This is a genomic window from Neobacillus sp. FW104-15D2 (genome assembly GCF_058790155.1).
In genome coordinates this window covers 22,167-34,839 of record NZ_JBYTCJ010000042.1, presented here as the reverse complement: position 1 = coordinate 34,839, position 12,673 = coordinate 22,167, and the positions used below count along the sequence as shown (strand labels likewise).

12 protein-coding genes are annotated in these 12,673 nt (G+C 39.9%); 1 reads left to right on the top strand and 11 read right to left on the bottom strand.

The window, feature by feature from the left end; translation table 11 throughout:
- Positions 1–103 precede the first annotated feature (103 nt).
- The 11 genes from dnaB to AC3WR0_RS23440 all read right to left on the bottom strand — a co-directional run bounded on the left by dnaB (position 104) and on the right by AC3WR0_RS23440 (position 11,731).
- On the bottom strand, positions 104–1,468 hold the full coding sequence (gene dnaB / locus AC3WR0_RS23490; protein WP_492554538.1) for a replicative DNA helicase: 1,365 nt from the start codon (positions 1,466–1,468) through the stop codon (positions 104–106).
- A 152-nt stretch (positions 1,469–1,620) separates the two neighbouring features.
- Positions 1,621–2,070 (bottom strand): 50S ribosomal protein L9, encoded by a 450-nt coding sequence (rplI, locus tag AC3WR0_RS23485; RefSeq protein ID WP_492554537.1) that lies wholly within the window; start codon positions 2,068–2,070, stop codon positions 1,621–1,623.
- Positions 2,067–4,040, bottom strand: coding sequence for a DHH family phosphoesterase (locus tag AC3WR0_RS23480; RefSeq protein ID WP_492554536.1), 1,974 nt, complete (start codon positions 4,038–4,040; stop codon positions 2,067–2,069). Before AC3WR0_RS23480 ends, rplI begins: the two co-directional genes overlap by 4 nt.
- Before the next feature lie 30 nt (positions 4,041–4,070).
- On the bottom strand, positions 4,071–5,018 hold the full coding sequence (locus tag AC3WR0_RS23475; RefSeq protein WP_492554535.1) for a YybS family protein: 948 nt from the start codon (positions 5,016–5,018) through the stop codon (positions 4,071–4,073).
- 343 nt (positions 5,019–5,361) lie between these two features.
- On the bottom strand, positions 5,362–5,598 hold the full coding sequence (rpsR, locus tag AC3WR0_RS23470; RefSeq protein ID WP_027320394.1) for a 30S ribosomal protein S18: 237 nt from the start codon (positions 5,596–5,598) through the stop codon (positions 5,362–5,364).
- Between the two features lie 51 nt (positions 5,599–5,649).
- A complete protein-coding gene (gene ssb, locus AC3WR0_RS23465; protein WP_492554534.1) occupies positions 5,650–6,174 on the bottom strand; it encodes a single-stranded DNA-binding protein in 525 nt (174 codons plus the stop codon).
- A gap of 79 nt (positions 6,175–6,253) precedes the next feature.
- Positions 6,254–6,541: a 30S ribosomal protein S6 gene (gene rpsF, locus AC3WR0_RS23460; RefSeq protein ID WP_492554533.1), complete on the bottom strand. Its 288-nt coding sequence runs from the start codon at positions 6,539–6,541 to the stop codon at positions 6,254–6,256.
- 251 nt (positions 6,542–6,792) lie between these two features.
- On the bottom strand, positions 6,793–7,893 hold the full coding sequence (gene ychF, locus AC3WR0_RS23455; protein WP_492554532.1) for a redox-regulated ATPase YchF: 1,101 nt from the start codon (positions 7,891–7,893) through the stop codon (positions 6,793–6,795).
- 480 nt (positions 7,894–8,373) lie between these two features.
- Entirely contained in the window at positions 8,374–10,425 is a 2,052-nt protein-coding gene (locus AC3WR0_RS23450) for a molybdopterin-dependent oxidoreductase (RefSeq protein ID WP_492554531.1), read from the bottom strand.
- A gap of 172 nt (positions 10,426–10,597) precedes the next feature.
- Positions 10,598–10,798 (bottom strand): DUF951 domain-containing protein, encoded by a 201-nt coding sequence (locus AC3WR0_RS23445; protein WP_027320399.1) that lies wholly within the window; start codon positions 10,796–10,798, stop codon positions 10,598–10,600.
- Between the two features lie 48 nt (positions 10,799–10,846).
- Entirely contained in the window at positions 10,847–11,731 is an 885-nt protein-coding gene (locus AC3WR0_RS23440; RefSeq protein WP_492554530.1) for a mechanosensitive ion channel family protein, read from the bottom strand.
- Between the two features lie 249 nt (positions 11,732–11,980).
- Between AC3WR0_RS23440 and yyaC the strand changes: the two genes are divergently transcribed.
- A complete protein-coding gene (gene yyaC, locus AC3WR0_RS23435) occupies positions 11,981–12,601 on the top strand; it encodes a spore protease YyaC (protein ID WP_492554529.1) in 621 nt (206 codons plus the stop codon).
- Positions 12,602–12,673: the final 72 nt, after the last annotated feature.

The window sequence follows — 12,673 nt, the reverse complement described above, 5'->3', positions numbered from 1 at the left end:
TCTATTTTACACGAAGCGAGTGTGGGTTTTTTTGTATTTTCTAGATGTCGCACTTAATAATACAATTTGTCATATAAAAAGGCTGCCCCTGAACGGGCAGCCTTTATGCTCCCGGCGGAATCGCCGAGTCATCAAATCGATTTTCTAAGTTTACGAATTTATTATATTCTTTAACAAATGCAAGCTGGACGGTTCCAGTAGGACCGTTACGCTGCTTGGCTATAATGATTTCAATAATGTTTTTATTCTCGGATTCTTTATCGTAGTAGTCATCGCGATAAAGGAAGGCTACGATATCAGCATCCTGCTCAATACTTCCGGATTCACGGATATCAGACATCATTGGGCGTTTATCCTGCCTCTGTTCCACTCCACGGGAAAGCTGGGATAACGCAATAACCGGAACTTGTAATTCACGGGCTAATTGCTTTAATGAACGGGAAATTTCTGATACTTCCTGCTGACGGTTTTCACCGCTGCGTCCGCTGCCCAATATGAGCTGGAGGTAATCAATCAAAATCATTCCCAGGCCATGCTCCTGCTTCAGACGTCTGCATTTAGAACGTATATCACTTATTCTTACCCCAGGGGTATCATCAATAAAAATCCCTGCATTCGAAAGGCTTCCCATAGCCATGGTTAGCTTGGCCCAGTCTTCATCAGTCAGAGAACCGGTTCTAAGCCTTTGGGCGTCAATATTGCCTTCTGCGCACAGTATACGCATAACAAGCTGCTCAGCACCCATCTCAAGGCTGAAAATGGCTACATTTTCTCCGGTTTTAATCGCAACGTTTTGAGCAATATTAAGCGCAAATGCAGTTTTACCAACAGAAGGACGGGCACCAACAATGATTAAATCATTTCGCTGAAATCCGGCTGTCATCCGGTCTAACTCCCTAAAGCCCGTCTCAATTCCAGTAATATCCCCTTTTCGGTTATGCATTTGTTCAATATTGTCGTAAGTCCGGACCAAAACGTCCTTTATATTATGAAAAGCACCTGCATTTTTACGCTGGGCCACTTCCATTATATTTTTTTCTGCCTCACCTAAGAGAGCTTCAACTTCATCCTCACGAGTATAGCCATCCTTGGCAATTTCTGTTGCTGTACGGATTAAGCGGCGCAGGAGTGACTTTTCCCCTACTATTCTCGCATAATATTCAATATTAGCTGCTGTGGGCACAGAACCTGCCAGCTCACTGAGGTAGCTTACTCCACCTGTATCTTCGAGAAGTTTGGATGCTGCCAATTCTTCTGTTACCGTAATCAAATCAACCGCTTTACCATGATCATTCAGTTTGAGCATAGCATTAAATATTTTTTGATGGGCTGCTCGATAAAAGTCTTCGGGAATTAGCATTTCCGAAGCCATTGTTAATGCTGACGGCTCCAGGAAAATAGCTCCGAGGACAGCCTGTTCAGCCTCAATATTTTGCGGTGGAAGACGGTCTGCCAATAATTCACTCATCCTGCCAACCTCCCATTTACCATAATAAATCTATATTTAAAAACGTAATGATAGAAATTCACTAGAAAAAAAGTGACCAGCCAGTACCGATCACTTTTTTATCTCAACTATTCTATTCTAGCACGTTTTCGACAGAAATCGCACTGCCAAAATTAGTTTACTTCTTTTACATGGACAGTTAATGATGCTGTAACATCGTGATAAAGCCTTACCGGAACCTTTGTATGCCCCAAAGTACGGATGGCATCCTCAAGCTCCATTTTTCTTTTATCAATTTTAATTCCCTGCTTCTTATTTAATTCTTCAGCAATTTGCTTTGTTGTAATGGATCCAAAAAGCCTTCCGCCTTCGCCTGCTTTTGCTGTTAATTCAACAGTCGTTTTTTCAAGTATTTCTTTTAATTTTTTTGCTTCTTCAAGTTCTGCAGCCGCTTCTTTTTCTTCTTTCTTCTTTTGAGCTGCCAGAGAACTTGTATTAGCCTGATTAGCTTCTATAGCAAGGCCTTGTTTAAAAAGAAAGTTTTGTGCATAGCCGTCAGCTACATTTTTAACTTCCCCTTTTTTTCCTTTACCCTTTACATCTTTAAGAAAAATTACTTTCATTCTTTTTTTCCTCCTTCAAAATATTCATCTATAGCCTGTTTGAGCTGCTCCTCGGCTCCCTCTATAGAAAATCCTGTCATTTGGGTGGCAGCATTTGTTAAATGCCCTCCGCCCTGCAGGCTTTCCATGATAACCTGTACATTTACATCCCCAAGCGATCTTGCACTGATACCGATCATCTCCGGACTTCTTTTTGAAAGAACAAAGGAGGCTAGTACCCCGTCCATCGTTAATAACGTATCAGCAGCCTGGGCGATGAGAACCTGATTGAATATCTCATTTTCAGGCCCCTTGGCAATGGCCAGACCATCACGGTAGAAAATGACCGACTCAATCAATTTAGAACGTTTAATATAGGTAGCGACATCTTCTTTTAAGAACTTCTGAACTAATACTGTATCTGCTCCCTGAGCCCTTAAATAAGAGGCTGCATCAAAGGTTCTTGAACCCGTACGTAAAGTAAAGCTTTTCGTATCAACAATAATTCCAGCAAGTAGTGCCGTAGCTTCGAGCATATCAATTTTCCCGCGCTTTGGCTGATACTCGAGAAGCTCGGTTACGAGTTCCGCTGTAGAAGATGCATAAGGTTCCATATAGACTAGCAAAGGATTTTTAATAAAATCCTCACCTCTGCGATGGTGGTCAATAACGACTACATTATCAATTCTGTTTAAAAGTCTTTCATCAATTACAAGAGAAGGTTTATGGGTATCGACAACAACCAATAAGGTATCATCGGTAGCAATCTCGAGTGCTTCTTCCGGACTAATAAAATGGTTATATAAATCACCATGCTGCCGGATTTCCTCTACAAGCCGTTTAACACCCGTGTCTATCTCATCTAAATTAACAACTATATAGCCTTCCCGCTGGTTAACCTGGGTTACCTTTTGGATTCCAATGGCAGAACCAATTGCATCCATATCGGGGCTTTTATGGCCCATAATAATGACTTTATCACTTTCAGCAATTAACTCCTTAAGAGCGTGTGAAATAACACGTGCCCTAACCCTGGTTCTTTTTTCAATTGGATTCGTTTTGCCTCCAAAAAACTTAACTTTTCCATTTGATTGTTTAATCGCAGCCTGGTCTCCGCCTCTCCCCAGCGCAAGGTCAAGGCTGGATTGGGCAAGGGTGCCAAGCTCAGGCAGGGAGGAAACACCGGTGCCTACACCAATACTTAATGTCAGCGAAACATTTTGTTTTGATGTTAATTCTCTAACCTCGTCAAGAATGGAAAACTTCGCTTTTTCGAGTCCCTGTAATATGTGTTCATTAAACACTCCGATAAAACGCTCAGAGGATATCCTTTTTAAAAAGATCCCATTATCCTGGGCCCATTTATTCAAAATGGAAGTAACCAGATTGTTGATACTGCTGCGCATCTGGTCATCCATCCCCTGGGTGAGTTCTTCATAATTATCGAGAAATATAATAGCTATGGCTGTCCGTTCCTCACGATATAGCTTTTCAATTTCTGTTTGCTCTGTAACATCAAAGAAGTAGAGGAGCCTTTCCTCTGGTTTATGTATGACACGAAACTTACGGTCATGGAGTGTTATAATTTCCGTTTCAACTTCCTGCTTGATTAGAGGAATCAATGCATCAGCAACATCGTAAAGTGACCGGCCCATAAGCGTATCCTCGTCAAAGCAAGAGGCAAGGAAAGGGTTGGTCCATTCAATATAATATTCGTCGTTAATGAGCATAATCCCAATTGGCATTCCCATTAACGCCTCTTCACCTACTCGTTTTACCCTGTATGAAAGAGTTGTTATATACTCCTCCATTTCTTTACGCTGCCGATTATCAATATGGAACATATAATAAACAGGCAAAGTAATGAGCAGGAGGCCGGCCAGGGCAAGAATCCAATTATATAAAAACAGGACGCAAAGGAGCAATAAAGCTACGCCCAATAATCCATAAAAAGGATAACGAATAGATCGTTTTTCTAAAAATGCAGGCATCTTTCCAGCTCCTAATTAATATTGGGATTCTTACTGTTTATTTTCCCTACGTTTTCTAAAATCAAAACCTAAGTCCATTATACCTAATAAAGAAACAACATAAAGAAATATTGGAGCCACAAAGATAAGAATTGTAACTATAATCTGGAATCCCTTGGATATAGACCTTTTATGAAAAAGATAGTACAGGACAAAAAGGCCTTGCAAAAACATTAGTATAGATAAAACATAAAATAAATTAATAACCACTGCGTGCCAATACGTTCCTGCATCGGGATGAAAAATTAAATTCGCTCCCATTGCAATTATATAGTACCATAAAAGGCTGCGTGGAAGGGTAAGCTCTCTAAAAGGCTTCCCGACAGAAATGGTAATTCCAAGCCTTTTTAAAATGGGGAAGTTGATCAGCTGTAAAATATAAACTGTAAAAAACGACGATAGGACAAGCAAACTTGGAAAAATAGTTTTTATTGCCACAATCATATCTTTGTATTGCTTTGTTACTTTGTCCGCCTGAGACCCCTGTCCCATGCCTTTTAACATTCTAGTGGTTATTTTCAATGATTCATTAACAGAAACATTAAATTGCTGAATGAAATTCATATGAAAAACGCCTACACTTATAGCATAAAGAGCTACCGTACTTATTAAAAAAGTAAGGGTGCTTATCAGTAAAATAAATGGCCGGCTTTTATTCTTTTGAATCAAGTAACCCATTACCGCTCCTGTTGCTCCGAAAAGAAGCAGGTAAACAATACCCCAGATTCCCGAGATGATTATTGAAATAACCACTGCTGCGGCTAAAAAGACTAATATCCCTTTAAAGTTATACTTTGCTGTAAATAGTATAAACGGAAGAGGCAGAAAAAAGATGATTATTGCTCCTAAAAAAGGCACATAAAGTGTTAACAATAATATAATTGCGAATGCTGCCAGCAGGACAGCACCTTCCGTTAACTGACGAGTATTTTTCAACATTTCACCTCATAAGCTTGTTCTTGATGTTATGTATCTTAACCTATATTTTAGCTACATAGGCACCTGTATTCAACTATTGGAATTATATAAAAAAATAAGGTCCTTTTTGATCTTTCTCCGCCGAGTTAAATCTAAATAAGCTTTTCCAATTCGAAACCTCATCGATTACTGAGTCTTTAGGTATTGTCAGACTCCTAATTTCGCAATTATTCCGCTGCTCAAATCAAGACTTCCTCAGAAAGCTAAAGCTGGCGAAGCCAACCTTGTCCATCACATGTTCAGCATTTCTAGAATAAAAAAAGGCAGTAAGGAATGTCCCTACTGCCTTTTTATTTACTATTACTTATTCACCTGAAACATATGGTAATAATGCCATCATACGTGCACGCTTAATAGCGATTGTAAGTTTACGCTGATATTTAGCGTGAGTTCCAGTTACACGACGAGGTAAGATTTTACCGCGTTCAGAAATAAATTTTTTAAGAAGATCTACATCTTTATAGTCGATGTGTGTAATTCCGTGAGCTGTAAAATAGCACACTTTACGGCGCTTAGCGCGACCGCCTTTACGTCCTCCCATTGCCATGGTATTTCCCTCCTTCATTTTGATATTCGTCCGTTAAATGAAAGGTTAGAATGGCAGATCATCGTCTGAGATATCGATTTGACCGCTTCCTGCAAACGGATCCTCATCCATTCTTGTATAACCTTGATTACCGTTGGAACGCTGATTCTGATTGCCGCCTCCGAAAGGATTGCCCTGTTCCCTTGAACCGCCAAACCGATCGTTATCAGGTCTGGCTCCAGTTCCAGCTCCAGCATTACCGCCAGAAGCACTTTTAGGTTCAAGGAATTGAACACTTTCCGCTAAAATCTCCGTTACGTATACGCGTTTCCCATCTTGTCCTTCATAGCTGCGTGTTTGCACACGGCCATCGACACCTGCAAGACTTCCTTTTTTCAAAAAGTTAGCCACATTTTCTGCCGGACGGCGCCAAACTACACAATTAATGAAGTCTGCTTCTCTTTCGCCCTGCTGATTCGTAAATGCACGATTTACAGCTAAAGTAAAAGTAGCAACAGGAACACCGTTTGGAGTGTAGCGCAGTTCAGGATCCTTTGTTAAACGGCCGACAAGAACGACACGATTCATCATCAGAATCAACTCCTTTTCTTCCGGAAAATGTTCCATGTGGAACATTTATCCAGCCACTTTTTATATCGATTGATTGATTTTATGCTTCAACTTTAATAACAAGATGGCGAATGATATCTTCGCTGATTTTTGCTAAACGTGAAAATTCTTCCACTGCATCAGCATTAGCGGTTACATTCACTAATTGGTAGTATCCGTCGCGGAAATCATTGATTTCATATGCAAGACGGCGTTTACCCCAATCCTTTGTTTCAGCACTTTCCGCACCATTATCAGTAAGGATTGTGTTAAAACGCTCAACAAGAGCTTTTTTCGCTTCATCTTCAATATTTGGGCGGATGATGTACATAACTTCGTACTTTCTCATCACATTCACCTCCTTTTGGTCTAAACGGCCCGAAATGGGCAAGGAGCAACTAATCATTACTCACAAGTTAAAATTATAGCATAGAGTTTTCCATTATGCAATGGAGAAAAGTGAAAGCACCTTTAGGCGACGTGTGGGCTGGCACTATCTGCAACAAGAATCACCTAGCGGTCACCAAAGAGCTTTTCAAAAAGGTATTATACTTTATTTTAAAAAATTAACTCCGCAGATAAGATCTGCGGAGTAATCGATTATACATTAAAGCGGAAGTGGATGATATCTCCGTCTTTTACTTCGTATTCTTTTCCTTCTAGCCTTACTTTACCAGCTTCCTTGGCAGCATTCATTGATCCCCCAGCCATAAGGTCATCATAGAAAACAGTTTCTGCACGGATAAAACCTCTTTCAAAATCAGAGTGAATAATACCCGCACATTGAGGTGCTTTCATACCTTTTCGGAAGGTCCAGGCACGGACTTCCTGAACACCTGCAGTGAAATAAGTAGCCAATCCAAGCAGGCTGTATGCTTTGCGAATTAATTGATCAAGGCCGGACTCTTTAATTCCAAGCTCAGACAAGAACATTTCTTTTTCTTCACCCTCGAGCTCGGCAATTTCGGATTCAATTTTTGCACAGATTACAATAACCTCTGCATTTTCTTTTGCAGCAAATTCACGAACCTGTTGAACGTACTCATTGTCGTCCGGACTTGCCACCTCTTCTTCAGATACATTAGCTACATAAAGAACAGGCTTAGTAGTAAGCAGGTGCAGGTTTTTTACGATTTTAAGCTGATCATCTGTAAATTCAACTGCCCGGGCAGGCGTTTCCTGTTCAAATGCTTCTTTTAGAATAGAAAGGACCTCAAATTCAGCTGCAGCATCTTTATCCTTTTGTTTTGCCAGTTTTTCAACACGGCCAACTCTTTTTTCAACTGATTCTAAATCGGCAAGAATTAATTCCAAATTGATAGTTGTAATATCATCAATCGGATCTACCTTACCTGATACATGGGTAATATTTTCATCAGCAAAGCAGCGGACTACCTGACAAATTGCGTCTACCTCACGGATATGCGATAAAAATTTATTTCCAAGACCTTCACCCTTACTCGCACCCTTTACAATTCCGGCGATATCTGTAAATTCAAAGGTTGTTGGTACAGTCTTTTTAGGCTGAATTAATTCGGTTAATTTTGTTAAGCGCTCATCCGGAACCTCTACAATCCCTACGTTTGGATCGATCGTACAAAAAGGATAGTTGGCAGACTCTGCTCCCGCTTGTGTAATTGCATTAAACAAAGTAGATTTACCTACGTTCGGCAAACCGACAATACCTGCTGTTAGTGCCATTCCTGTTCACTCCTCTAATTCATTCATATCTATTCAAAAAACATTATGTCTCAAAGTTTAAAAATCCTCTCACAATTATAGGCATTCGCACCTAAAAAGACAAGCATTGCTGAAAAGTACCCTCTGCAGTTAAAAATTGTTATATTGCTTTTTATAAAAAGCGAATATCGCAGATACCATGACGATCTAAAGCTTTTTACAGAACTGATAAAGGTATTCAATCATTTGTTGATGGAAGCGGAAGGCTGGAGACTCTGTTGGCGTGCAGCGGCGAGGAGAAAGAAGAACAGAAGTGCCTCGTTCGGCCCCGCGAAGCACTGAAGGGGCGTGAAGCGACCTCGGAAGGCCTCCAGGTGCTGAAGTTTGACAGGCTCCCGGAATGCCGCTGATAGCAAACGTTAGCAGCGAAATCAACAGTAAAGACAAGATTCATGAAGGAACAAAAAAAATAGAAACCGCCTATAAATGGCAGTTTCTATCTTAAACTCTGCTGGGAATTTCACTTTCCTGAAATGATGCAGTTTTAGTTTCCCACTTTTCAATATTAACAAGACAGTCATATAAAGTGCTGCCAAGTCCGTTGTCTGATTCTCTGCTTGATGTAAGCAGATTAACAGAGCCACCAAATTTGCTCCAAATACCCTCATCAATATTAATGGTGTCTGGATGAGCCTTTTTTAAGATAGAAAGGGTACCCTTTATTTCTCCGCGATCATTCCAAACACGAACTTCATCACCCTCTTGCAGCCCTAGATAATCAGCAATATTCTTGGCTGCTTCCACTTTCACTGCAGGCTCCTTGGCAAAAAGATGATAATTCTGCGAATGATTGGATTTCTGAGGATGCATAGTTAAAAGAGAGTATGGATATTTTTTCGCTAATTCCGGATTTGCCCATTTGGATTCCTCAGGAAAAGAAAGCTTTAAGAACCCATTGTCTCCTTTTAATTGTCCAAGCTTGGATGTAAACTCATATTTTCCTGAAGGAGTTTTAAACTTTTTGTCACTCCAGGGAATCTCTTTTACCGGAAGCTCAGCAAAGTGTTCTTGTTTTATTTGTTCAACCGTCATTCCATTTGCTTCTAATAACGCAAGTGACATTTGCAGCCACTGATCTCTTGTATAATCAAAATCACTGCCAAAACCCATTCTTTTAGCCAGTTCTGTCCAGATCCATAAATCCGGCCTCGCTTCGCCAGGAGGGTCCGTTAATTTAGGTCCGTAATTTACATAGTGATGATACATAGAAGAATAATAAAGGTCCTCTTCCTCAAATGAAGTAGCCGCTGGCAGGACATAATCCGCCATCATTGCGGTATCTGTCATATAGTGATCAATAACTACAAGGTTAGGAACAGATAAAAATGCCTCTTTAACAATGTTACTATCCGGAACTTGAGTAAGCGGATTACCGCATGTAACAATAATCATTTGTATAGGTGGATTTTTAGCAGCGAGAATCTCTTCTGCCTGCTTCATCATGGTGAATTGGCGCTGGCCAGTTTTTCTGCTTGATAAGCTTAACTCATCATATTGGAAGCTTTGGCCTACCCGCAGATTAGCATAGTTTGCTCCCCCGCCCTTAATACCAATATTACCGCTAATAGCAGCAAGGGCATCAATCAAACGGATTGTATTTCCGCCATTCTTATAGCGCTGCATACCAAGTCCCATATAAATAGAGGTCGGTTTATCCGCAAATATATAAGCAAGCTTTGTTATCTCCTCAACTGGAACTTCTGTTATTTCGCTTATTTCTTCGAGCGAAATCCCATTAAGCAATTCTAAAAATTCTTCAAAGCCTTCGGTAAAGCTTTTCAAAAATTCACGGTCTTCCAGACCAAGTCGGAGCATTTCTTTACTTATGCCTGCAGCAAGAAAACCGTCCATTCCCGTCTTTATAGAAATATATTGATCTGCTAATTTAGCAGTTGGATTAAAAATGGGATCGATCACAAATAAGCGGGCTCCCTGGAGCTTTGCTTTTTGAAGAGTCTGGTAGAAGTGCATATTGGTTCTGGAAACATTCCGTCCCCAGACAATAATATTTTTACTATTCATAACATCTTCAGGTCCATGACTGTAAGCATCGCCAAAGTCCCATTTTTGCGCTTCGATTCCTGCTCCCCAGCACAGCGAACCCTTAAGTTCAGTTACACCGCCATAACAGTTAAAAAACCTTTGATCAAGGCTTTTAAGAACGCCATTATTCGCATAATCATGGCTGTGAAGAACGGCAAGTGGGCCGAATTGTTCTTTGACTTCCTTCAGACAGTCGGAAATTTCATCCAGTGCCTTTTCCCAGGAAATTCTTACAAATTTACCATTCACTTTTTTAAGGGGATATAATAGACGTTCAGAGGAATTCGTCCGTGCCTCAAGCATACGGCCACGTCCACATATTTTCCCTTTTGTAATAGGATGATTTAGATCCCCATCTACCTTTATTACCTTGCCGTTATTCACCGTTACCTTGAAACCGCAGTTGTCCCAGCAGTTTAACGGACAAGCGGATTGATATACTTCAGTCATTTCCCCACCCCCATTTGACTTATTTCTTTATATAAAGATTCTGCCTATACCACACAGGCAAAAATTTAGTTCTTTTACAGTTAGATCTCTGTTTCCATTCCCTAAAAAATTGGTAACTTTTAAGTTTCTTTATAAGATTAATACAGAATAAGATAAAAAAAAAGCACGAAGTTTATTCTGCTTCGTGCCGTTCAAGTATTTTTTTTACTTTTCTTGTAAATTCCCTTCGTGGAATCATCACGCTATGACCGCAGCCTTCACATTTAATACGGATATCGGCACCCAGGCGAATTACCTTCCAGCGGTTTGCTCCGCATGGATGGGGCTTTTTCATCTCAACCACATCATTTAGAAAAAATTCTTTTTGTTCCATTTCATTTCCCCCCTGCAATCAATGGTAAAGATGGTTGTAAAAACTTTGTTATTCTCTTCCCGGTTCCTTTCCCTCATCCTGCCTTGAATACATAACAAGCCTTGGGAACGGAATTTCAATTCCATTTTGATCCAGTGCCATCTTAATCTCTTTGCGGATCATTCTCGCAATATAAAAGTGCTGCATTGGCAAAGTTTCAGCTACTATTCTTAGTACAATTTCTGATGGTCCCAGATTTTGTACTCCAAGTAATTCAGGAGCTTTGATTAATTGTTCATATTGCTCCGGCAGCTTTTCAAGAAGCTCTGAAAGAACCTTTTCAGCTTTTTCAATATCTTCTTCGTAGGCTATTCCTACATCTACTACAGCCACACTATTATTTAATGAAAAATTGGTAACCTGAGAGATGCTGCCATTCGGAAGAATATGGAGTTCCCCAGTCCAATTCTTTATTTTAGTAGTACGCAAGCCAATTGCTTCCACATTACCTTCGAACTGACCCACCTTTATATGGTCACCCACTGAAAATTGGTCCTCAAAAATAATGAAAAAGCCGGATATTATATCCTTGACAAGATTCTGTGCTCCAAAACCTATGGCCAAGCCAACAATTCCAGCACCTGCCAGAAGTGCTTTTACATCAATTGTAAGAGTCGATAGAATCATCATAAAAGCAATGAAATAAACTACATATGATAGAACATTATCAAGGAGCTTTTCAAGGGTAGCTTCCCTTCTTTCCGACACCCTTAGCGGAGACTTATTTCTTAATTTAAATGTATTGTGTATGGCAAGCCTGCCAATTCGGATAATGATCCCCGAAATAAAAATAATGGCTATAATTTTAATAAATCCCTGGCCAATAGCAATCCACATTCCTTCATTTAGGAATGTTTTGGAGGCCGTATGAATATCAGTTGAAATAGAATTCATTTTTCCACCTTCTTTGCTGTTTCTTTATCTTACTTTATATGGGCAAGTCTATTTTATCAATTTTATTGCTGGATATGTAAAATTCGCTCCATATTAATCTTGTTTTTTTCTAGAGTAATGGTACTTTTCATCCTCACTTTAAATGCCATCCTTCTTTTTGCACTGGTTTAGTTAAATTGTAATACAGGTATGTATACATTACATTAATTTTCCGTATACTGTTACTACTAAAAATAAGGAGTGGACTTGATGAATCTAAAACAAACCTTTTTTGACAGGAGGGCCAGCGCAAGGATTCTTCATGATGATCACCAGGCAGCTGAAAGGCTTGCTACGGAGCTAATTTCTCATTTGCCTGCTCTTACAAGCCGTCCAATCGTGATTGTGTGTATAGGCACTGACCGTTCTACCGGAGATTCATTAGGTCCGCTAGTCGGAACTCTGCTGGAGGAAAAAAACCCAAAATCTTTTTATGTATATGGGACTCTTGAGGATCCAATCCATGCTGTTAATCTTGCAGAAAAGTTAAAAGAAATAAAAGAGAAGCATTTCCACCCCTTTATAATCGGTATAGATGCCTGTCTTGGCCGCTTTAAGAGTGTTGGCTTTATTCAGCTGGGCGAGGGACCCGTCAAACCTGGTGCCGGCGTAAACAAGGACCTTCCTGAAGTTGGAGACATGCATATAACCGGAATTGTGAATGTTAGTGGCTTTATGGAGTTCTTTGTGCTCCAAAATACCCGTTTAAGTTTAGTCTTAAAAATGGCTAAAACAATTGCCAATGGTATTTATACTGCAAGCCAGCATTCTCCCAGAAAAGTTAATTTGCCAGAAATTAATTGGAACAGAGAACAAGAACAAACAAATTAAATTTCCATCATATTACAATTTAAACAAAAAAACAGGAAGGAGCCGAGGTCCAATCCTGTTTTTTATTATACT

Coding starts and splice junctions, on each gene's coding strand:
- dnaB (WP_492554538.1), bottom strand. CDS start 1,468: ATGAGTGAATTATTGGCAGACCGTCTTCCACCGCAAAATATTGAGGCT.
- AC3WR0_RS23445 (WP_027320399.1), bottom strand. CDS start 10,798: ATGGAACAAAAAGAATTTTTTCTAAATGATGTGGTTGAGATGAAAAAG.
- rpsR (WP_027320394.1), bottom strand. CDS start 5,598: ATGGGAGGACGTAAAGGCGGTCGCGCTAAGCGCCGTAAAGTGTGCTAT.
- AC3WR0_RS23450 (WP_492554531.1), bottom strand. CDS start 10,425: ATGACTGAAGTATATCAATCCGCTTGTCCGTTAAACTGCTGGGACAAC.
- ychF (WP_492554532.1), bottom strand. CDS start 7,893: ATGGCACTAACAGCAGGTATTGTCGGTTTGCCGAACGTAGGTAAATCT.
- AC3WR0_RS23440 (WP_492554530.1), bottom strand. CDS start 11,731: ATGAATTCTATTTCAACTGATATTCATACGGCCTCCAAAACATTCCTA.
- ssb (WP_492554534.1), bottom strand. CDS start 6,174: ATGATGAATCGTGTCGTTCTTGTCGGCCGTTTAACAAAGGATCCTGAA.
- rplI (WP_492554537.1), bottom strand. CDS start 2,070: ATGAAAGTAATTTTTCTTAAAGATGTAAAGGGTAAAGGAAAAAAAGGG.
- rpsF (WP_492554533.1), bottom strand. CDS start 6,541: ATGAGAAAGTACGAAGTTATGTACATCATCCGCCCAAATATTGAAGAT.
- AC3WR0_RS23480 (WP_492554536.1), bottom strand. CDS start 4,040: ATGCCTGCATTTTTAGAAAAACGATCTATTCGTTATCCTTTTTATGGA.
- yyaC (WP_492554529.1), top strand. CDS start 11,981: ATGAATCTAAAACAAACCTTTTTTGACAGGAGGGCCAGCGCAAGGATT.
- AC3WR0_RS23475 (WP_492554535.1), bottom strand. CDS start 5,018: ATGTTGAAAAATACTCGTCAGTTAACGGAAGGTGCTGTCCTGCTGGCA.